We start from the raw sequence: 20,991 nt of genomic DNA, 5'->3' as shown, positions 1-20,991 counted from the left end.
GCGCATAAAGCGTGGTCAGGGGCAGGTCCCGCCATCGACGTAGATAAGCCCGACATCGGCTGGAGTGGCACGCGCCGTCAAGTGGAGCGTGGATGAGCTGCTCGATGCCGACAGCCGACCTCTCGCTTGCGGCCCCTAATTTCACCTTGACGGAAGAATCGCTCAGTTTTCAGACCCGGACGGAAGTCGCATCATTCTTGCGGAGCCACCCTCGAGGCTTTTCAAAAGATAACAAGCCCGAAGCGCGCCCTCTCATCAGAACGATAACCATTGCGGTGTTCGGACGTTGTGGCCCACTGGCGGGAGAGGTGCTCTCATCGGACCGATCGGGCAAAGCGGAGTTGCTCCGGCTAGAGGAACTGCCCTATGATCCGGTGCGGGGATGGCCGACGGGAATCGGCGGCTGGTTTGTCCGGGCCGGCATGAACCGCTGCAATGCCCGGCTGAACAGCTACGCTTTCGATCAATTGCAGTTGGTTCCGGAAGATCGGGTCGTGGAAGTCGGATTCGGCGGTGGGACGGTACTGCCCCGGCTTCTCCGGGACGCAGTATTCGTCTGCTCCTTGCAGAAATAGATGATTGCTCCAAGAATTTGTCCTTCCGCACCCAAGGCCCATGCCGTCTTGTCATCACCCAACGCGTCCGGGATCGCGCCGTCAGTGGTAACGAGCTTCTCGTTCAGACAGCCAGCATAGGCGTCATCGCCCTCGGAAGTGACGCGCGCCAGCTGAGTATTCACCGCGATCGTGGCAGCACCCAGCCTGGCGGCATCGTCCTGGTACTCGGAATGGAAAGCGTCGGTAGGATGAACGCTCACGTTATCGCGCGCCAGGTCGGGGTATGCCGCCAGCGCGGCCGGATTGCACGTTTCGGAAATCGCCTCAACGATGGACTGTTCGACGCCGGTTTTTGCGGGGGTGATTGTCGAATAAAGCTTGATTTTGAAGGCATCGTAGACGGGCAGGAAGGCCGGGCCGTGCTTCACAAAGTTCTTCTCGATACAGCCGGCCAGCTTTCCGTTCTGGAGCCGCGCGCTGCGCAAAACCTCTGTAGAGAATGCGATCTGAAGATCGGTATCCTGCCTGCGGTAGTTGACAAAGAAGTCGTAGAGGGATGTCGCCCGTGCCGGCGCAAGCGACATGCCAACCGACAGCATGGCAACTATCAGTCGCGCGGCCAATGTACCAGAAGAACAAGGTGGTGCTACTGCTGGCACTTTCTTAGATCCTCACTGACGCTCGGCAGAAGGTTGACCACGGTCGAGTAGTTCCGGCGCGGATCGGACTTCAGGTAAGCGCCTTCAACCGCAGTCAACCGCTGTTCAAGAATAGGACCTGCGCAAGCACAATAAGGCGCCGTCTCGGGTTGGTTTGCAGGTAGGGCCTTCGTACACATCTCGGCTACGCCCAGTTTATCATTTGGAATTCCGCTTGTCGGGTCTGCGAGGAATTCCTCGGCATTTGCAAAAAAGGTTTGCATGTCGGGGTCTTTACAGGAAATGTCGGTGACGAGTTGTCCATCGGCCTCGGCGCGATCCTGAGCGGCCGCGTCTCGGACCATGTCGTTCATGAACTGCCCGGGGTTATTGAGGGCTTTTCCAAGCCACTGCCCCTCCTGCAACAGGAACTCTGCATTGTTGTTCTGAGCATCTTCGCTGGTCCCGAATACGCCCGATCCCAGTCCTCGCTGAAGCACTGCTCGCAATAATTTTTCCGTGAGGGTTCCCGGGCAGGCCTGATTGATCGGCCTGACCATCCCCACGATAGCGGCGAAGGCGTCCGCCTGATCGTTTCTGAGCGCTAAGAAATCGTGATCAAAAATCGCCCCCACAAGCTGCCGATTCTTCAACTCGGGGGAGTGGAAGATCGAAGCCACATTCTGGCCATGGCTGGCTGGTGATGTCCCGGCGACCGCGGCACTGCCCGTCGTATGGGCCGCAAACCATCCGTCGAGGCCGCGCATGTAAGCCTGCCACATGGGAGATGTCATGACGTCGGAATGGCCGGATTGGAGCTCCGCGACGGCGCTCGATATGGTCCCGATCTCGCCGATGTCCGTGGCTTGGGTCACGACGCTCGCCAGCCCGGCCACGACTTGCGGAATTACGCCGTCTATCTCCTGCGAGGCAGATTGCATGGCGGTCTTGTAGGAAGCGAATTCTGAAAATCTCCCGAGCTCGTTTTCGGTCTTGCTCTTCCACTGTTGCAGGTGGCTGAGCGAGAATATGTCCGCCCCGACGTACTCGACATGGGTGCGGCCGAGCGCGATTATCTCCGTCAAATCCGCATTGACGATCCCGATAGCGACGGTCTCAGCCGAAGCGACTTCTGCGGCTTGGTCCGCACTTCTCAGGGCGTCGATCATATCCGCAATGACGCTCAACCTGTCGAGCGGTCTTGGACTGCCTTGCTTTGCCGGTGGCTCCGCATGCACGGCGACGATTGCGATCTCCGCCTCGCGGTCGATCAGGGGCTTGAGCACGGCTTGGCGAACCTGCATCAGCACCGGCTCCAATTGCATCTCGAGCGGCGAGACATATGCCCGCAATTTCATGAAGCCATCGGCCGTCGCACTGAAATTTGCCCCAGCCTGGGCCACCTGTTTGACGCGGTTCTCCACGGTGGAGATGATCGCCAATTCGCCATCTTCGTCACCTAGATGGTTCAAGTACGGAAGTATTATTTTCACCAGCGCGGGGCTGTCGTCGAAATAGAGCGGATGAGCCAGGCACTCGCGCGCAAGCTCCGTCCATCTGAACCAGATTTCCTGGTCTCCTTTCTGTCGCGTATCCAGTGTGGTCAGCGGACGCCCCAGGAACTTCCTGGTCATCGAATCGTGGAATGCGCTGGCGATCAGCAGCTTCATGGGGGGGTCTGTCGTAATGTTCTTGGTCAGGTCGAGTTTAGGCGCGCCAGTTTGAATCTGATGCGACCACGCCAACATGCTCACGCAGAACGGAAGGCCTTGCGCCGGTACATATGCCGGATCGGCTTTAGCGTGCGAGATCGCCTGCAGGACCGCCTCAGGAAACTTCTTTCTCTGCAAACGCACCTCACAGGATGGCGCAAGATGCATCGCCAGCGTGGATCCGCCATCCTCAAGTTCCACGTTCGCGGATTTGGGAAGCGTGACGAAATCATTGTTGCGGATGATGCTCATTTCGGAGAGATCGATGGTGCCGATGGTCAGGTCGTATTTTGCTGCGTATCGCACGATCGTCTGCTGATCTCCCCGCGACATCACATAGGCGGAATTCGCCTTATCGATCGACCCAAGGACAACGAAGTCATACGTCGTATTCTTCGGCGCGCACGGCGCAGTGCCTTCCCAAATCTCCCGATCCGTAGGCTCGACAGCAACTCCGTCCTCGATCGATAGCGTGTCCGCGTTCGTAAGGGCGGGACCGGGACCAGAGGAAAGAGCACTGCCCACTAGTTCGCGCAATTGCGCCTGACGCTCAGGAGGGAAATTGGGCGCGATAAGTTGTAGGAGAGTGATGTCGCTAACAGCAATGGGATGCCCGCCGATTTCTTTCAAGGTTGTCTGCCACCAATCGTCCATTACCTTGGAATATCTTTGCTGCTGATCTGCGGTAAGGAATTGAAAATACGATCTTAACCTTATGTCGTAATTCTGGAAAAATCGGAGATCACGAATGTCCCTTGGCAATTTTTGAATCAATTGAACAAGCACGTCGGCGTTCTGAACGTAAATATCGTTTTGGCTCGGAAGCTTCAGAACCTGCTTGCGAGCGTCCCCCGCCAGTCTTGCAGCAGGTGTCGTAGACGCAGATGCCGCTGTGCTGCCTGGAACTGCCTGCGCGGTGGCACCCAGTTGGGACAGTTCGAAAATCCGCTCCCTGTACAAAGTGGAAACGCATGTCGGAGCGGTGCATTTGTTTCTCTGCTTGATCCAACGTTTCTGAGCAGCCACGAGTTCCGGTGCCTTCCGGCCGTCAATCGCTTGAAAAGCCGCGTACAGTTTCTCGTCCAGATCGGAGAGCAATGCATCAGCACAGATCATGCGCTCGACGGAAAGTCTCGCACGAGAACAATCAAAGCTTGCTCCTGCAGCCTTTTGTGGCGCATCCAAAAGGAGAGCGGCGGCTGCGACGCAGAGCGTCATAAAAATTCGCATAGCCGCCCTCCGGAAAAGTGTCGTTCCAGCACAACCACTGCCGCAACCGCCATGCCGCAGATCGGGATCGGTTGCCTGCAGAAGGATGCTCCCGCCCAAACCTCCGCGCCACCTGATACCCAGAATCCCGCAGTATCGACGTACAAATCCGATTATAGGCAAGGCAGGATAGCCTCGGTCATCTCACGTATCGACACAAGTACGCCTTTCGGAGAGCGACTCTGTCCGACGAGCGAGGCAAGCTCCCTTGTCTTGGTTTTGATCTGCGTTCGGAAACCCTGCTCTCTTGCAGCTAGTCTTGACTTCTCCGCAGCCGCGCGAGTTCTCGTCTCATTGCCAAAAATGCCCGCTTGCCCAGCGCGCGCAAGTTGTGCACTTGAGACTATCTTGGCTAGTCTCGTCAGTGCCGGCGGCGACCTCGTCTGGGTCCACACCACCCTGTCGTTTTCGAGCCTTCGTAGCTATTTCGTCTTTCGAGGATCGTCGGCCGGATTGATGTACTTTATGCCCCACGGGCCGTTAGTGGTGAGCTGGAGCACCGTCTCTTCGTCGAAATATGCAAAATGCGCCATGCCTGGCGGCAAAGCGAAGTAGCTGCCCGCAGGAATTGCTTTGACGGCGCTACGGTTGGCGGTCTCGCCCATGCCAAGATTAATGGTTCCCGATATTACTGTGTCAACTTCAAGCCCCGGATGCGTATGGGGCGCGATCGCATACCCAGCCGGCTATTTGAGCCGAAGGGCAAACGGACCTTCCTTGGCCGGATCGCCGTACAGGATTGCCAACTCTGCTCCAGCAGGAAGCGTTTTGGGGCCCGGACCCCACTTAACCTCGCTGGGAGTGGTCACAGTGTGCGCGTCCTCGGCCGAAGCAAAGGGGGCGATTGCGCAGGATATGATCCAGCCGACTGCAAGTAGCGATGCAACTTTCATGGTAGCCTCCCGTCTAGGCGGGCTACCCATTCCGGCGGCGTGCCGGGTTGGGCTCGCCAAGGTCCGCGCGTCACACCTAGGCAAGCGATTTGTCGGCTCAGTATAACCGCTGCCCTTGGCGAAAGCGCATGCGAGTCTCGCGCATGCGCTTCACCCAAGGGAATTTTCGAGCACGCTTCTCAAACGATATTGACGTGCCGCGTTACCTGGCCATTGCTCTCCCAGTATGTGTGCTTTTTTGCAATCAAAGGATCGTCCATAGCCGGTTGAACTTGCCCCTCTGTACTGACCGCCCGCGAGGTGACGCTGTGCTCCCCGGCGGAGGGCTTGGGCCAGTTGACCGACCATATCTTCCAAGCAAAGTCCGCCTTGTCCGTCTCATCGATGGCCGCCAGCATCCACGGCCCATCGTCGACTTTCACCTCAACCCGGTCGATCGGCGCGCCCCAGGCGGCCCCGACAATGCGATAGTCATTGCCGATATGAGTGACCCGGGCCGGTGCCGATTTCAGCCGCGCCCGCCCGACAGAAGTCTCCACCCATACAGTCTCGCCGTTGTGGTCCTCCTCGCGCCGTGTGACGTAGTCGCGTCCCATGAAACGGTTCTCGAAGCGCTGGTCGCGCACATCGATACGCTGTAGCCATTTCGCATTCGCGATCCCATACCAGCCAGGCGCTATAAGCCGCAACGGGAAGCCATTATCAGGCGGCAAGGGAGTCCCGTTCATCTCGTAACAAAGGATGTTTTTGGGATCCATGGCGTCGGCCAGCGACATGCTGCGGGCGCCCCATTTGTTGTCGTGGCGAGGGTTGCGGCTCGGAATCTTCCGCATCACGCCTTACACTCGGTTTGCGGTTCAACAAGCTCCGCCACAGGCGAAATGGACAGGACGGATACGATTGAACGGCAATGACCGTGGAATCGGACCCCGCATTTCGCGTAAAAGGGGATACTCGTGTGGTTGTGTTGGAATTTCATGCGAGTGTCGTTCCAAGTACCTGAAAACGCTTCCATCCGGCCACGCTGCAAGTTGGCGGCTATCTGAAGCCAGCTTTAAAAGCCATTTAGGATCCACGGATCGGTGTCGTATCCGAGGCGCGGCTTTTCCGGCGTTGTTCCATCCGGCAATTTGGCCGTGCCAGTCAAACCGCAGTCCAGATCTCTCACCGGCTTCTTGGTCGAATGCTTCGTAGAACACAGGGCCGCAGCATCACCGACCACCACTTTCTTCTCCTTGGCAAAGGCACCACCAGTCGCAGCGATCACGATCGCCGCGAAAAATATTGCTACTCTCATCGGACTTCCCCACCGGTCGCGCATCCCCGAGATGCCAAACATTACGTCAAGGCGGGCTGCTCTTCCATTTCGCGATGGCTTTTACGCTAAGCTCGTCCGCTGCCGAAACCGCACCGCGCCGCCAGTGGTGCGTCCACAGAAGCCCGCCGCCTATTGGGAGCATCGGCAACGGGGCAGATAGGCGGACCGGTGTCGAAGGGCCTGAAAAGAAAAGGCCGAATGGCTCAAGCCAGGCCTTGTCGGTCGGGTCAAATTCTTCAAGGGTGAAGAAAAAGCTTCGCCCGCGCGAAACTACTGGATTAAAGGGAGACGTGAATGGCGGTTGCGAAAGAGGTACCTGGATGACCGCCGTCGGAAAACCGGTCCTCTACCCAGTCACGGAAACGGAGTTTGTGGCGAGTCTGATCAAGCACGCCAGTGATCAGCCGACGGTACAGTTTCTGCAGTACACCTATAGGGTCCAGCAAACGCTCGACCAGGATATCGAAAATTGGGAAGAGCCCGCCGAGGGCAAGGTCGATCAAACGATCGAATGGCTCCAGGAGCGCAACACCAATCCCGACGTCGTGATCACGCCGGATAATTATCGCATCTACGCCCGGAGCCTCGCGGTAAACCTGCTTTTCGTGATCAGTAACGACCGTCCCATCCAGCAGGACCACCGGGTCGCCAATGAGAGCAAATGGGAGGAGAGGCAGCAGGGCGAATATTGGCGATGCGTGGCGATTTGCTCGACCGGCTGGCGGGAGACTTAGAGCGGCTTGCCGGCGCGGAGCATGGTGCGCGACAGCCAACTGTGCTTCCGTCCTGGCGTTCTCTTTCTGGGTCATTTTATCGACCGCGATGAGCCGTCGTTCGCGGTCGTGTAAGCGTGCGGGTTGCGTGCACCGATGACCGCGAACAAGGTGGCGAGGAGGGCAAGCCCTCCGTACCCGACGGCTATTTGCGGCAGCGAGAAAGTGTTGGACAGCTTGCCGGAGATGAGGCTGGGGAAGGCGGCGCCGCTGTAGCAGAGGAGATAGATCGCGCTGAAGATCGGTGCGCGGTCGGCTAGCGTGCTGCCGCGCAACAGACCGCGTGTCGCGGCGCTGATGGCGATGCCTTGGCCGGCGCCCGCAAGGATGGTTGCGATGATGAAAAACACAAGTGTGCCGGCGGCGATCGCCGTGATGACGCCGATCATTCCGGTCAGGAAGATGACCATTCCGACGCGTTGGGCGACCGCCGATGTGAACCGGCCGCCGATAGGAGCGCCGAGAACGCTGGGCGTCATATAGGCGGCGAACACCAATCCGAGAATGAGCGGGCTGCGGGTCTGGAGTTGATCTTCCACCAGCGCAGGCACGAACGCTTGGTAGAAGGCTCCGGTCGCCCAGGTGGCCAGGAACACCGCTGCCGCCACAGGGAGCAGATGCCTAACGTGGGCCGGTACGCCCACCCGAGGCAACAGCGATCGCCAAGCGCCCGGGGTCAGAGTTGCGGTTTCCGGGCTGATTGAGATGAGTCCACCAGACAGCAATAGAAAGCCGACGCAAACCAGATAGATGAGGTCGCGTGGCCAAGGGCCGAACTGGACCAAAGCACCGGAGGCGATGGCGCCGACAGTGAGGCCCAGCATCGGTCCCTGGCTGGAGGCGACGGAGGCCAACCATTCTGGCCTGCTGGGCGCGGCGTCGACGATGTAGGAAGTCAGGCTGCTGCTGGCCAACCCAGTGCCGACACCCACCAGGAGCCGACCGGCCAGCAGGATTTCGATGTCGCGCACATTCAGCAACAGCAGACAGCCCAGCAGCAGCAGACCGAGGCTAGCGATCGAAGTGAGCCGGCGGCCCAGATGATTGGACAGACGTCCCAGCACCAACAGTGAGGCGATAGTGCCGATGGCGTACGCCACCACGGCCATAGAGATGCCGGCGTTGGTGAACCCGTCCTCCGCCCGGTAGGTGTTGTAGAGCGGGATTGGAGCGGCCGCTACGGCAAAGGAAGCGACCAGGGACACCATGGCGGATATGAAAGCCAGCTGGCGCATTCCGCCCCGGCGAGCCTCATTGATCACTGGTGGCACGTCTTGCACCGAGCCGTGCATTTCTGCCTCACGCAATTGAGCTTTGTCCGTTCCAGGCTGCGCTGCGCGTCACTCGAGAAGATCTGCGGAAGCGATAGGCATCGATTGCAGCGAGGAACGAAACCTTCCACTAGCCGGTGCATATGGTTTTCTTAGCGGCGCAGAAGAGCGCTGCGACAATCGTCGCCCTCAAGCCGCCCTACGCCTGTCCGCTCCCAAATGCGTCGCGGCTGGCTCCTCAGGCGCGTTAAAGACCGACGTGGTGAGTAGGACAGCGGCAGCGAGGACCCAGTAGTACCAAGCGTCGAGCCCAGCAAACTTGAAGGCGAACGGTGCGATGACAAACACGACGCCAACGGCCCGGTCGACCCAAAGATGCAGCCAGTAGGGAATGATATGGACGAGCCCGGTGGGATGGTCGGTAAGGGCGGGCAAGAGTAGCGCCGCGACACCGACAACAACCGAAAGCCACACCGCGATCGGTCCGCTCTGGCCGAGCTTCAGCACAAACGGTGCTGCGATCAAGACGACAGCGACGGGATAATCGATGAGGTAGGCGTGCATAGACTTGGTGATGAAGCGGAACGACATTGGTGACTCCTATGGCTTGTTTGCTTGGGCGGGTCCTTGCGACGTGGATAGCGCATCATCTAAGAGGGCGATCACGACGCCTTACGCTAGCGGCCACTCCATGCGTCTCTCGGGTCAGCTCGGTTAATTGCACAGAGCTATCCCGAAAGGCTGACCATTAGAAATGCCGGGTTGTTATCGTTTCCATTCCAGTCGCCCGGCGCGCCATGGAAGCGTTAATGCGGCGTAGAGCGTCGGCCGACAGTAAGTGCGGAGTGCACTTCAGGCGCACGACGTGACCGTGCTTCAGACCTTACGTCATCAGCTTATTCCCTAGCCACCCCACAAGAGCCGGATCACTTGCCGCGCGTTATGCCGGGGTGCTTGCCTTCAACATTCGGCGTCGCAGCCGTCAGGCGACCTCTTCGATCACGAGGTCCCTTCCATTGAACGAGACCGTGTCACCGGCGCGCTTGCCTTCCAACTCAGCATAGATCGGCGCTTGCGTGGAGATGCCCATAATTTCGTTGCCGTCGCACGCAAATTTGGCCGTCGGCACGGCAACAACGAAAAACCGACCGTGTAGCTTCAGCATTGCGCCTTCTTCGACCTTGCTCTTTGGTCCGAAGTCTATCGTCGAGCTTCTCGATCTTGTCGGAGTGCGAGTGAACAGTGTCGTCGAAGGCTTCAGACAGGTCGCTTGCGAGCTCCGCCTGCGCTTGTTCATCGTATTCGATCGGCTCACTTCTATCCAGCCGGGCGCTCGCGACATACTCCAGGTATTTTTCTCTCGCGCTCTCGAGGTCGCGCGCCTCGAGCGACAGCATTGTTTGCTTCACGATCTGCTTATTCATCTCACGTCGTTTTAAAGGAGGCGCCGCGGGCCGGCGCTGTGGTGACAGTGTCGGCAAGCCCGACCACTGCGCGCTCATTCGTTGTCGGGAACGTCAGCCCCCTGGTAAGGGATTCTCTCAACCCTGGAATCTCGTAGGATGCTGGCGACCAGACAGACGTAGGATTGCTTCACCGTGTCGAACCCGAGCATGGAGGATGACTGCCCTAACGGACACGGGGGGAAGTCAGGAAACCCGATGCGCAGCACAAACCGCTCGGGATCCCGATCGAATTCCTCTTTAAATATCTTTCGCAGGCCATATCGGCTCGCTATTTAGTCTCCGTTGTCGTGACGTGTGGGGCGGTTCGCGTTTAGCTGTTCGTCAAGCCCCCGCGAGCGCTCCTGGTCCAAGGCATCAAAGGTATCGATCAACAAGCCCTTGCTGCCGCCCCCCCTGTCGGTGATCGCATAGATGTTGGAACCGTCTCCCGCTTCGGGCGGGCTCTCGAACCTTATCGCGCCATCAACGCGGGCGCCGCCGCCACCTACGGGCTTCTCGGCAGTCAGGTCGTAGAGTTGGCCATCCTTATCCGGTATTTGTGGTCGTAGCCGCGTCTCAAGAGATCTGAAACAGCCACGACCATGTCCCTCGCGTCGAGGTTCATCTACATCCTCCTAGATTTTCGCCGCTCAGGCGGCAAAATATATCGGTCACAGGAACAGACCCGCGAACGCGACACCACACGACAAGTGGTCCCTAGACACCCCGCACCGAACGCTAAGTTTCGTAACAGACGTTGGGAAATGCAGTACTGTTCTGGTTTCCATTCTCGCAATTGCGGCCGGATGAGATCCGGTCGCCTCTGGTCTAGCCGTCGGCCGCGACGTAGTTCGACGGGAAGAGCGCACGCATCGTTTCCTCGTCGTTCACCTTCTTGAACTCGTGATCCGTTCCGACCGCACGCGCCCTCGCGACGGCGGGCCGACCATCGATTGCGGCGAACCAGCGTTTGACGTTCGGGAACGGCGCCAAGGGATCGTCGGCGCCCTTCATCACACGTGAGGCACGGTCTATCCAGCCCCAGGCGGACATGTCGGCGATCGTGTAGTCGGACCGGACGATATAGTCGCGGCCGACGAGTTGACTGTCGAGTACGCGATAGTGGCGCTCCACTTCGCGGCGATATCTGTTGACGGCGTAGTCCAGGCCGTCGGGAGCCGCAAACTGGAAATGCACAGCCTGTCCCGAGAAGGGCCCCAGGCCTGTTGCTAGGAAGAAAAGCCATGACAAAAGCTCACCCCGGTCGGCGGGCTGACCAAGGAAGCGGCCTGTTTTCTCGGCCAGGTACAGCAGAATTGCGCTGGAATCGAAAACCCGCACCTTTTTTCCGCCTGGGCCTTCTGGGTCGACGATCACAGGGACCTTGCCATTGGGATTGACGGCGCGAAATGAGGGCTGGTGTTGTTCGCCTTTGCTGGTGTCGACCGGCACCAGCTCATACGTTAGCTCAGACTCCTCCAAGAACAGGGCCACCTTGGCTGGATTGGGCGTAGGGTGGAAATAGAAGCTGATCATCGCACTCACCTTCAGGATTTCACAGACTGCGCACAAGGGCCGGGCGCCGGGTCGACGGAGCCACTGGACCAAGCCGCCGACGCCACATTGCCAATGCGTTCGTCCCTACGGAAGTGCCGCTGCATTATCGATTTCATTCCCGACCGCCTGACGCCTACACTCGATCGCGACCGGCACCACGACCTGCAGCCCTCGGCGAGCATCACCTTCGCGCCGGGTCCCGACGCCACGCCCGCGGCGCGGACGTCTCCTGACCCGCCCCCGATCACGAACAAGGTCGACATCGAATTCCACTTCACCGGAAGGCGCTGAAGCGGCGGGCGCCAGTCTCGACGCGGCTGGAGGTCACTGCAATTCGTCCGTGTCGCTCAACTCAGGCATCCGATCCATTCTGTGGGCGGTCGAAATGCGTGCGCTGACCGTATTTGTCCGCGCACGCCGATTTCCGCCTAGACCAGAGCTCACTCTGGATATGAACGAATGTGAGTCCTGGCGAACACGCCGCCGCTTCAGACTCGCGCCATCGTGTTTTGAACTTTCGGCTCAGTGCATCCGTCGATGATCAGTGCGGCTGCGCCGCCTCGCGCAAGAACCACGCGCGCTTCTCGGCGGCGTCTATGTACCCTTCGAGAAGGCTTGCCGTCGCAACGTCGTCCAACTCGTCGCAGAGCTTGTGCGCCAGCCGCATCGAAGCCGCCAAGGCCAAGTTGCCCTCCATGAGCTCGGCGAGCATAGCGACCGGTGCAACGCCATCGGCATCGTTGTCCGCAATGGTTCGCAGCCGCGCCGCCTGCCCAAGCGAGCGGATCGTCCTGCTGCCGGCCGCGCGGACGCGCTCCGCGAGTGGGTCGATCAGGTCGAGAATGTCGCTCGCCTGCTCGTCCAGCATGAGGTGGTAATCCCGGAAATGGGGGCCGCTCACGTGCCAGTGGAAGTTTTTGGTTTTGAGATAGAGCGACAGAGCGTCAGCAAGGAGCTGGTTGATTTTTGCCGCGAAGGTCGCAATCGAGTTTCGCACCGCCGGCTCGTCTCGCTCGCCGTTCGGCAGCTCTTGGACATTTGTTGTCATGTTGGCAGCCCTTTCATTGTCTTTGTACGTGGGAGTCCCTGGCGTGCGTGGAACGAGCGGGGAGGGCGCGTGCTCGTCAAACCGCCGGTTAGGGCGACGATCGCTTTATTGACGTTCTCGAGCGCATAGCCGCCGACCTGTTCGAGCGATGTGGAAGGTCCGGCATTTCGTCAGGCGCCACGCCGCACGCGACGATCCCAGGGCGGGGGGACGCAAACGCCTCGATCAAGTCGACTCGAGCAGCTTATGATGAGCCGTCTTCCACTGACGGAGTGTTGCCGTTCGATGTAGGCTTGCAGCCAAGTCATGCACGACGGGCGCGAGGCCCGTCGCCGATCAAGGGCTTCGGCCTAATGGTTCGCGCCGCCTAGCGGCTTTAGGTTCGCACAAAATTCCGCGTAAGGCTTGCTCATTGCCTCATCTTGGCACTCTTTCATCATCGCGTCCTGATCGCTCTTCGACATGCTTTTCCACGCGGCCTCGAATTCGGCCTTGGGCTTCATCGTTTTCATTCCTGCATCATTGAAAAACGGCGCCATCATCGCTGGCGAGTCGAGAGCGCCTGCGAAAGCCCCGCCACCAAGCGTTGAAAAAGCCAATGCTCCGAACAGAATGGGTCTCAGGTTCATTAGTAGGTGTCCTTCTGGTTTGCGGGAGTTCTTCTGCAATGTGTGTTTGCCCAGGATCGAAAATTGCGTTGTTTCTGGCGCGCTCAGATTTCGCCCGAAGCCGCCAATCCAGGCCAATGAAAACGTTGTATGGATTTCATGCCGGTCGGGAATTGTAGGCGACGAATTCTTCCACTTTCGCCAAAAGCAAATGATGTCAGACAAAGATCACGCTCATCAGATACCGGCGGTCAGCCTTCAAAACCGCCCAAGCCGCTTGTAAGTTCGTTCTCCGCTTTCCACGTAGCGAGCTGCACGTCAGAGCCGGTCGTGGAGGCGCCCTGTCGGAGGCTGGGTAGCAGGACTGTCCGTGACGACCTCATCCCGGCCGGTTATCGATTGGATGTCCGCTTTCTATGATCTTACCATGTCGGCGACCGGTACTCTCACTACGGCGTGTGGCCGGTCAGAGGAACTCCAACATGGCGACGGAAAAGGCGGTGTTGGCTGGTGGATGCTTCTGGGGCATGCAGGCCATGTCCCGGCGAGTGCGAGGCGTGGTCTCGACACGCGTCGGCTACACTGGCGGCGACCTCCCCAATCCGACCTACGGCAACCATCAAGCGCACGCAGAGGCAATCGAGATCATCTTCGATCCCGCGGTGGTAAGCTACCGGGCCATCCTTGAACGCTTCTTCCAGTTTCACGACCCGACAACCTACGAGCAGGAGCGACTTTGGACCAAGCTAGCTGCCATCTTCTACCCCCGACGAACGGCAGAAGGAGACGGCGCTCGCGACGGCCGCAGAAATCGATGTCTCTGGGTTGTGGCCCGGTCCTGTCACGACTGAAATCAACTCCGAGGAGCGGTTCTGGCAGGCCGAGGCCGAGCACCAGGACTACCTGCAACGGCACCCGGGCGGCCAAAGCTGCCATTATCCGGCCAAACTGGCGACTGCCGTCGGCTCGTGCATGCCAGGCGACGCGGACCGTCGAGGGACCGGAGGACTGAGGCGCCTTCCAGGAGCCTGCCATATCCCCTTGTGCCCGAACCTAAACGAGAGGGTCGATACCCGCAGCTCCCAGCTCGGCTATATCGGCCTCAAATTCAACTAAGCCTTGTCGCGCGCCAATGACCTCTCGCAACTCGCTCACTACTGATGTGCCTGGAGCTCGTTTCCAGGCTTGAAGGCATCGGCTGTTATCGTGCGTCGCGCCACCACCTCACGAGTAATCACCGCCGCTCTGCTGAGTGAGGTTACCGAGATAGTCGCGCTTCCCAATAGCCGCACCGAGCCGCCTGAGGATCGCGTGAGCAATCGAGATGTGGAAGAAGAAGTCAGGCAGAACCAGGTGCCGGATATAGTCGTCGCCGCCGTACCACCCGCGCACGATAGGCGGCGTCAGCTCGTATGTGTGGGACTGCGCGCCGGCAATTTCCTCCGGCTGCACGTTTTGTAGAAAGCCGCGCGTCTCAACGAGCCGCCCCTTCAATGCTGGATACATCATCGCCGTGGTGCGGGGTGCCGGCGGGTGGCGCTGCATCAACTTCGCCATGTGCGCGTCGACCTTGTTGCAGCTTACGGAGAACTGTCCTCCGAAAGACAGCATGCTGGGCGTGAGCCGTTCGCCAAGGATCCTCCCGGGATCGAATCCCTTGCTCCGCTCGAGCGCTTGAGCGTGGTCGAGATAATCATCCATCACGTTCAGGCCATGTACCATGACAGGGACAGTGATGTCATAGACCGAGAAGGACACGCCAATCTCCATGCGCTCGTTTGTACTTTGAACGTCCGTCGGACCCGAAAGGTCGCTGACGGGAACGAGTGGTCACAATAAGCCCATCAATCTTCCGATTTAGCCACGCCAGTCTGCCGGACTCGACATTGGCTCGGAGAAACCGCCGCAGCAGGTGAGCGCCTACGCGTGCGGCAGGCTGGAGCCGCTCCGCTGACCTGTGCGAGCGCCACTGCGGTGCCGGCGACCGGCGCAATGGCAACGCCCAGGCTGACAGTCCTCGGTAACTTCATTGGAGGTCTCCTTTGTCGCTCGCTGAAGACACTATGACTTGGCTGGCGAATTCAATCGCTTTGGAGGCGGCCACGCATCGCGACCGGGCGAATGGACGTCAGCATCCGACTCAACCGACGAAATTAGAAATTCCTTTTGGATATGCATTTGATAGGAATGGGATATCGTTGTCCAAAAGCTCCGGTCGCAACCGGCGTCGCGTCGGTCTTCGATCAGCCGTCGAGGAACGCACCGTACTCAGGGTGCGGCGCGGCGTAGGAAGACATGAAGGGGCACTTCGCGATCGCTCTTTTGCCGTCGCGTTGCAATGCTTCGAAAACGCCATGCGCCAGCCGCGATCCGTACCCAGGCCGGACAGCTCTTATGACACCAATGTGTGCAGGACGACCCCGCCGTCTTCGAATCTAGAGGCAATGCAAACCGGCTCATGGCGGATTGTCCCGGATCTCCCTTTTCACCTTCTGTCTCCTTGCTCATCAGCCTAACAAAGTTAGCAGCCAATAGGCGGTGGTCTGCCGGCAGACGGCGAGCGAAGCGTGTGCCTGGAAGCACGGCGATCGAATAACGCGGCGCAACGCCCCACCGTCAGGACGTTGGCAACGCGGGCCACGAAGACGCTTCGCAGCTCATAAGGCAATTTCTATCGACCGCTCTAGGACATCTCGGATCGCGCCGTTATCCATCAAGACCCATTGAGGAACTCCTTGCCACAAGCTTGCGGAGCCGCATTGTTTGGAGCCACTCCCTCGAATGGTGCATCGTCCGGTATGGCCCCCATGCGGACGAATCGGCTCCCGACCGTCACCCTGCACTCACGGCGACAGGAACGGTATGACCGGTAAGGATTAAGGCGTCGGCTGGCTGCGTGCATCGATCGGCACGTGTCTCTCACGGGCGAACGCGGATGACCGTTTTCCCCGCGCGTCGTTCGGTCGAGTTGAAGGCGGCGATCGCCTCGTCGAGGGGCGCGACTTTGCCGATGTTCGTCCGCAGCCGTCCGTCCCGCACCCGCTGGACGATCTCGCTCAGCTGGGCACGATCGGCTTCGACGACGAAGTCGACCGCCAGGCCCTCCACGGGCCGCGTCTCGGCCGGGCCGACGACGGTCACCAGCGTGCCTCCGGCTCGGATCAGCGCCGCGGACCGCTTCTGGATGTCGCCGCCGATGACATCGAACACCAGATCGACTGCGCGCACGTCTTCCAGGGTGTCGTTCTCGAGGTCGACGAATTCGTTTGTGCCGAAGTCGAGCGCCTTCTGGCGGTCGGCAGAGCGTCCGGTGCCAATGACGTAGGCGCCGGCCTCTCGTGCGAGCTGCGTCACCATCGACCCGACGGCGCCGGCCGCACCATGCGCAAGGACGCTCTGCCCCGCCTGAAGACGGCCGTGCTGAAACAGTCCCTGCCACGCGGTCAGGCCCGAGATCGGCAGGCTAGCGCCCACCGTGAAGTCGATATCGCCCGGCAATGGCGCGAGGTTGCGCGCTTCCATGGCTACATACTCCGCCAGGGTGCCGTCGCGATACCAATCGGCGAGGCCGAACACCCGCTGGCCCACCGACAGTCCCGTCGTACCGTAGCCCAGGGCGGTGACCACTCCGGCCAGTTCGTGCCCGGGGATCGATGGCGTCCGGTCGCCGTCGACGCGATCGGTCCAGGTCGAGGGCCACGTCAGCTCGGTCGGGACGAACCCCGACGCATGGATCTCGACGACGACATCGTTTATCGCCGCCTGCGGCTCGGGCCGCTGCACCAACTTCATCCCGGCCGTTCCTGCAGCCTGGTCCGTCACTACGATCGCTTTCATGGGAATTGTCTCCTCGGGTCTTTTGTCTGCTTAGCGGAAATGCTTCATCGATGAGCGCGATTCGCTCACGGACGAATGCGGATGATCGTCTTCCCCTTACGTCGCTCGGTCACGTTGAACGCGGCGATCGCCTCGTCGAGGGTTACGACTTTGTCGATGTTCGTCCGCAATCGTCCGTCCCGCACCCGTTGGACAATCTCATTCAGTTGGTCACGATTGGACTCGACGACAAAGTCGACCGCCAATCCATTGGTGGGCCGTGCTCCGGCCGGGCCGGCGATGGTCAGCGGGCGCGGTATCAGCGCTTCCGCAGGAAACATCACGTTGGCCGTTACCTCGACGAAGCCGGCTTCGTTCCGGCCGAATGAAAGATAGAAGGGCGTTGGCGATGGCAATCTGGTGGCGATAGTACTCGCGGAAGCATCCACGGCTTGGGAGGAGGTGGGTTGGGATGCTTCCGCGAGAGCGGCGATCTTTGCCGCCGTTCCTGCCAGGACGCCCGGCGCCAGCGAAGCAGCGCCCGCGGGGAGCGGCAACGTCGAGAAAGCCGCGACGGACGTATGGAAAATTTTGTCGCTCTGTTCGTTGCTCAGGAAGTTGCAAACCACTTTTTGGTCGCGGCATAATCGCGAGTCCATAGAGCGCTCCTTTGCAGCCCACGCGCGACGCGCTGCAATAAATTCAATCGATGTCAAGGCGGCCGCGTGTGCTCGGCCGGCCCAGCCAGACTCAAAGATCGGACGCGGCGGACGAAATTAGAAATTCCCTTTGGACATGCTTTCGATAGGCGCGAGGTATCGTCATCCAAAGGTGCCATGCTCACAATTGCCCAGGGCCGTTGCAAGGACGCTCATTGCCGGACTGTCCCGGATACTGTCGCAGACCGAGGAGCCGCGTGGCCGCGCGGCACGCACAGTGTAGGTATGACGCTGACGTCCGATACTGGTGCGTCGCGATCGGTCGGTCGCGAATTCGGCCGTGCGACCGAGACTCGGGGCTTCCTGTTGAGGCGCCTGGGCATCGGTTTGTGTGAATTTATAAAGTTTGCCGGTCGCTGAGACGCTCAGCAGGATCATTCATGTTGCGCCTGAATATATCTAATTCGACTTCAGCCACTACTCCGTCAGCTGCAACTGAGTGATTGTTCAGCGTCTTCAGTTGAAGGCAGTGAAGATCGAACCGATCAATCCCACATCAGGTGGGAGCGTGAATGGCCCTTCGCCCGGTTGCGCAGGCCGAAGGCGTGGGCGAGATGGCATCGTCCCGCTGTCTCGCAGTCGAGCTGGGCCTGAGCACCATAAAGAAGGCTTCTGGACGTGGCAGGCGAGCCGTTCTGGCGTATATCGCGACAAGACCTCGACAAGTTGATGACCACTTTGGACGTCACCCTAGTCAGCCTGTCGGAGTGCACGCTTGCGGCGGGAGCCCACTTGGCGGTTGCCCGCGCGGCAACCTCCACCATCCACTACTGCTTTCGAGGCGCCGGGTTCATTCTCCGTGATCATGAAACGCCCATACGCCTGATACCGCACACGCTGGTAGTCGTCCCTCCTGGGCGAGCGATGACGATCACCGCAACGGAGCATCCGATCGCACTAAGGAACGCCGGCAAACACAACAACGGCGGCTTCACACTGGGGTCGTCTCAGCGGCACACCGTCGGAGACGGTGATCCGACACTGGTGCTTGCGTGCGGGGCCTTCCGGGCCACTTATGGTCCGGCGCTCGACTTGTTCGCCTCCTTGGCAACGCCCATTGTCGAGAGGTTCGACGTGCACGACCAGCTCGACCAAGTGATGACCTACGCGATGGCCGAGCTCGCAGCCCAGGAGGTTGGTGGAGGGCCGATGTCGGCGGCACTGCTGAAACTTGTTCTCCTCGCATTGCTCCGGCGCAGCCTGGTGTCGACGAACGCGTGGGTGGAGCGGTTTTCGAACTTGAGCGATCCTCCGATCGCACGGGCATTTGCCGAAATGGCCTCGCGCCCATCCGCGCCGCACACTGTCCAGAGCTTGTCTCATGCCGTCGGTCTCAGCCGCTCGGCTTTTATGGCTAGGTTTTCCGCCGCCTTCGAAGAGTCTCCAATGTCATTGCTCCGCCGCGTGAGGATGCGTCACGCGGCGGACCTGCTCGCGGCCAATGCGCTGTCTGTCGATCAGGTCGCCCTGAACGCCGGCTACCAGAGTAGAAGCAGCTTCACGCGCACTTTCCGCAGATATTACGGCAGCGACCCATCAGAGTACCGCGCCAAGGCGCAGCGAGCCTGGTCCAACAGCGCTACGCCGATCGAAGACGCGATCGAGGAATCCGACGCAGCCTGACGCCGGTGTTCGCTCCGGGATTGCGTAGGCGCGACCGCGGTAAGGTGCGCTGGACGCACCAGCGCCCCCAGCAGCCACGGGACGCTTTGAGACATCAAGGCTTTCAGGTGGTACACGAAGATCATCACGGCTCCGCGTTTTCTCTCAGCCGAGGCGACGTCGCGGAACTCACAGAAGGCTTTCGGCGATCCTCCGGCGGAGCGCCTTCAAGTCGTTCGCGAACAGGCGGACCGAGCTGTCCGCCGCCAAGCGAAGTCCTGAGAATTGCCAACGCGTGTGCCGGAAAGAAATTGCGATAGCTCGCGCGGAGGTATCCCGGCGGCGTCACGCAAGATCCGCCGCGTAGAACGAACTGCCCGGACATGAACTGCCATTGTATTCGCCGACCGCGCCCTCGACCGCGCGGAACCCCGGTGAGGCGAGGACGGGCTGTGCGTGTCCATTCCCAGGCGTCGCCGAACATCTGATGCATCCGCGCTTGGAATCTGAAAGCTGTGTCCGGCCGTCCAAATCTCGCAGCCTTGTCGTGTGTGGGCGACTTCGCGGCGGCGGGAATATTTAACAAAACGGTTTGTGAGGCACATGCAGTCAAGATGTGCCCGCCGCAGGTCACACGTACCGCAGCCGCCCTCAGGCGGCGTTCCTTCGCGGCAACTTCCAACCCGGCCGGACGAAGTGACAGGTGTAGCCGTTCGGGTAACGTTCCAAGTAGTCCTGGTGCTCGGGCTCCGCCTGCCAGAAATCGCCAGCGGGATAAATCTCGGTCACGACCTTGCCCGGCCACAGTCCTGAGGCTTCAACGTCGGCGATCGTGTCTTGCGCGACGCGTAGCTGTTCGTCGTTGGTGTAGAAGATCGCAGACCTGTAGCTCGTGCCGCGGTCGTTCCCCTGCCGGTTGGGCGTGGTCGGGTCGTGTATCTTGAAGAAGAACTCCAACAGGTCGCGGAAGCTCGTCTTGCTTGGATCGAAGATGATCTCGATAGCTTCTGCATGCGTGCCGCGATTGCGATAGGTGGCGTTCTTGACGTCACCGCCGGAATATCCGACCCGTGTCGACACGACGCCGGGCAAACGCCTCATCAGCTGCTGCATTCCCCAGAAGCAACCGCCGGCAAGGATCGCTCGTTCTGTACTCGCTGCCATTGTCAGACCTCCTGTTTTGCAACGGGCTTCGCGTACTGGCCGTACCCTTCGCTCTCCATTTGATCGCGGTGGATGAAACGAAGGGAGGCCGAGTTCATGCAGTATCTCAACCCGCCCTTGTCGAGCGGTCCGTCCGGGAAGAGGTGGCCCAAGTGGCTGTCGCCGTGCTTGGAGCGGACCTCGGTCCGTGTCATGCCATGCGAGCTGTCGTCCTTCTCTACGACGTTCGCGGCCTCGAGAGGCCGCGTGAAACTCGGCCACCCGGTGCCGCTGTCGGACTTGTCGAAAGATGCGAACAGCGGCTCGCCGGAAACCACGTCGACGTAGAGGCCAGGCTCCTTGTTGCCCCAGTATTCGTTGGCAAAAGGGCGCTCGGTCCCGTCAGTCTGCGTGACGCGGTGCTGCTCCGGAGTCAGCTTCGAGACCGTCGCTGGGTTTTTCCTATAGGTCGGCATTTCGCGGAGCTCCTTCTCGCGCAGGCTGGAAGAATAGGTAGCGGGTTGGCGAGCGTCTAATCACCTCGGGCTATCGAAACGATGCCATCGACGCAGCGCAAGCGGCAAGAAGCACTGCTTTGGCGAGCCGTCGGTCGGAGTGATTC

At 60.0% G+C, this 20,991-nt stretch carries 16 protein-coding genes and 4 pseudogenes; 3 read left to right on the top strand and 17 right to left on the bottom strand.

Translation table 11 applies throughout. The annotated features are described in order from the left end of the window. Window positions 1–463: 463 nt before the first annotated feature. From FJ490_RS23980 to FJ490_RS23960, 5 genes and pseudogenes are all read right to left on the bottom strand, one after another. Window positions 464–1,156 carry a hypothetical protein gene (locus tag FJ490_RS23980; RefSeq protein WP_140522756.1) on the bottom strand — a complete coding sequence of 231 codons (693 nt, stop codon included), beginning with the start codon at window positions 1,154–1,156 and terminating at the stop codon, window positions 464–466. 47 nt (window positions 1,157–1,203) lie between these two features. Next, complete coding sequence (locus FJ490_RS23975; RefSeq protein ID WP_140565795.1) at window positions 1,204–4,137, bottom strand: lysozyme inhibitor LprI family protein; 2,934 nt, start codon at window positions 4,135–4,137, stop codon at window positions 1,204–1,206. 461 nt (window positions 4,138–4,598) lie between these two features. Further along, a pseudogene (locus FJ490_RS23970) lies at window positions 4,599–5,069 on the bottom strand (cupin domain-containing protein). Window positions 5,070–5,248: 179 nt separating this feature from the next. Next, window positions 5,249–5,860: pseudogene (locus tag FJ490_RS23965) on the bottom strand (molybdopterin-dependent oxidoreductase); the annotation flags it as partial. A 263-nt stretch (window positions 5,861–6,123) separates the two neighbouring features. Beyond that, on the bottom strand, window positions 6,124–6,366 hold the full coding sequence (locus FJ490_RS23960) for a hypothetical protein (RefSeq protein WP_140522750.1): 243 nt from the start codon (window positions 6,364–6,366) through the stop codon (window positions 6,124–6,126). 341 nt (window positions 6,367–6,707) lie between these two features. Here FJ490_RS23960 and FJ490_RS23950 point away from each other — a divergent pair, with 341 nt between their 5' ends. Further along, a complete protein-coding gene (locus tag FJ490_RS23950) occupies window positions 6,708–7,121 on the top strand; it encodes a hypothetical protein (RefSeq protein WP_140501470.1) in 414 nt (137 codons plus the stop codon). 71 nt (window positions 7,122–7,192) lie between these two features. On the opposite strand, the gene FJ490_RS23945 is transcribed toward FJ490_RS23950, so the two are convergent. The 6 genes from FJ490_RS23945 to FJ490_RS33645 all read right to left on the bottom strand — a co-directional run bounded on the left by FJ490_RS23945 (window position 7,193) and on the right by FJ490_RS33645 (window position 13,314). After that, window positions 7,193–8,467, bottom strand: coding sequence for an MFS transporter (locus FJ490_RS23945; protein ID WP_224656239.1), 1,275 nt, complete (start codon window positions 8,465–8,467; stop codon window positions 7,193–7,195). A gap of 153 nt (window positions 8,468–8,620) precedes the next feature. After that, complete coding sequence (locus FJ490_RS23940; protein ID WP_140522749.1) at window positions 8,621–9,022, bottom strand: hypothetical protein; 402 nt, start codon at window positions 9,020–9,022, stop codon at window positions 8,621–8,623. Between the two features lie 391 nt (window positions 9,023–9,413). Beyond that, the gene (locus FJ490_RS33205; RefSeq protein WP_224656240.1) at window positions 9,414–9,596 is read right to left on the bottom strand and encodes a hypothetical protein; all 183 of its coding nucleotides are present in this window, start codon (window positions 9,594–9,596) and stop codon (window positions 9,414–9,416) included. Between the two features lie 1,108 nt (window positions 9,597–10,704). Continuing rightward, the gene (locus FJ490_RS23925; RefSeq protein WP_140522747.1) at window positions 10,705–11,412 is read right to left on the bottom strand and encodes a glutathione S-transferase N-terminal domain-containing protein; all 708 of its coding nucleotides are present in this window, start codon (window positions 11,410–11,412) and stop codon (window positions 10,705–10,707) included. A gap of 562 nt (window positions 11,413–11,974) precedes the next feature. Further along, a complete protein-coding gene (locus FJ490_RS23915) occupies window positions 11,975–12,481 on the bottom strand; it encodes a DNA starvation/stationary phase protection protein (protein WP_140501480.1) in 507 nt (168 codons plus the stop codon). Between the two features lie 350 nt (window positions 12,482–12,831). Then, window positions 12,832–13,314 carry a hypothetical protein gene (locus tag FJ490_RS33645; protein ID WP_318013163.1) on the bottom strand — a complete coding sequence of 161 codons (483 nt, stop codon included), beginning with the start codon at window positions 13,312–13,314 and terminating at the stop codon, window positions 12,832–12,834. Between the two features lie 257 nt (window positions 13,315–13,571). Between FJ490_RS33645 and msrA (FJ490_RS23905) the strand changes: the two are divergent. Continuing rightward, window positions 13,572–14,101 (top strand): annotated as a pseudogene (gene msrA, locus FJ490_RS23905) (peptide-methionine (S)-S-oxide reductase MsrA). 212 nt (window positions 14,102–14,313) lie between these two features. Here msrA (FJ490_RS23905) and FJ490_RS23900 read toward each other — a convergent pair. From FJ490_RS23900 to FJ490_RS33640, 3 genes are all read right to left on the bottom strand, one after another. Further along, complete coding sequence (locus FJ490_RS23900) at window positions 14,314–14,847, bottom strand: DUF1993 family protein (RefSeq protein WP_181165396.1); 534 nt, start codon at window positions 14,845–14,847, stop codon at window positions 14,314–14,316. Window positions 14,848–16,008: 1,161 nt separating this feature from the next. After that, a complete protein-coding gene (locus FJ490_RS23895) occupies window positions 16,009–16,926 on the bottom strand; it encodes an NADP-dependent oxidoreductase (RefSeq protein ID WP_140501484.1) in 918 nt (305 codons plus the stop codon). Between the two features lie 65 nt (window positions 16,927–16,991). Then, window positions 16,992–17,564: a zinc-binding dehydrogenase gene (locus tag FJ490_RS33640; RefSeq protein ID WP_347439607.1), complete on the bottom strand. Its 573-nt coding sequence runs from the start codon at window positions 17,562–17,564 to the stop codon at window positions 16,992–16,994. 729 nt (window positions 17,565–18,293) lie between these two features. Between FJ490_RS33640 and FJ490_RS23885 the strand changes: the two genes are divergently transcribed. Beyond that, complete coding sequence (locus FJ490_RS23885) at window positions 18,294–19,247, top strand: AraC family transcriptional regulator (protein ID WP_210239479.1); 954 nt, start codon at window positions 18,294–18,296, stop codon at window positions 19,245–19,247. A 234-nt stretch (window positions 19,248–19,481) separates the two neighbouring features. Here the strand turns inward: FJ490_RS23885 and FJ490_RS33200 are convergent. The 3 genes and pseudogenes from FJ490_RS33200 to msrB form a co-directional block, all read right to left on the bottom strand. Further along, a pseudogene (locus FJ490_RS33200) lies at window positions 19,482–19,719 on the bottom strand (SUMF1/EgtB/PvdO family nonheme iron enzyme); the annotation flags it as partial. 158 nt (window positions 19,720–19,877) lie between these two features. Continuing rightward, window positions 19,878–20,390, bottom strand: a complete 513-nt coding sequence (gene msrA, locus FJ490_RS23875; protein WP_140522743.1) for a peptide-methionine (S)-S-oxide reductase MsrA — start codon at window positions 20,388–20,390, stop codon at window positions 19,878–19,880. 2 nt (window positions 20,391–20,392) lie between these two features. Beyond that, window positions 20,393–20,845 carry a peptide-methionine (R)-S-oxide reductase MsrB gene (gene msrB, locus FJ490_RS23870; protein ID WP_140501490.1) on the bottom strand — a complete coding sequence of 151 codons (453 nt, stop codon included), beginning with the start codon at window positions 20,843–20,845 and terminating at the stop codon, window positions 20,393–20,395. Between the last annotated feature and the right edge of the window lie 146 nt (window positions 20,846–20,991).

It is taken from the genome of Mesorhizobium sp. B2-5-11 (assembly GCF_006440835.1).
GTDB lineage: Bacteria > Pseudomonadota > Alphaproteobacteria > Rhizobiales > Rhizobiaceae > Mesorhizobium.
Note: the sequence above shows the minus strand (reverse complement) of the source record. Positions and strands in the feature narration are given on the sequence as shown.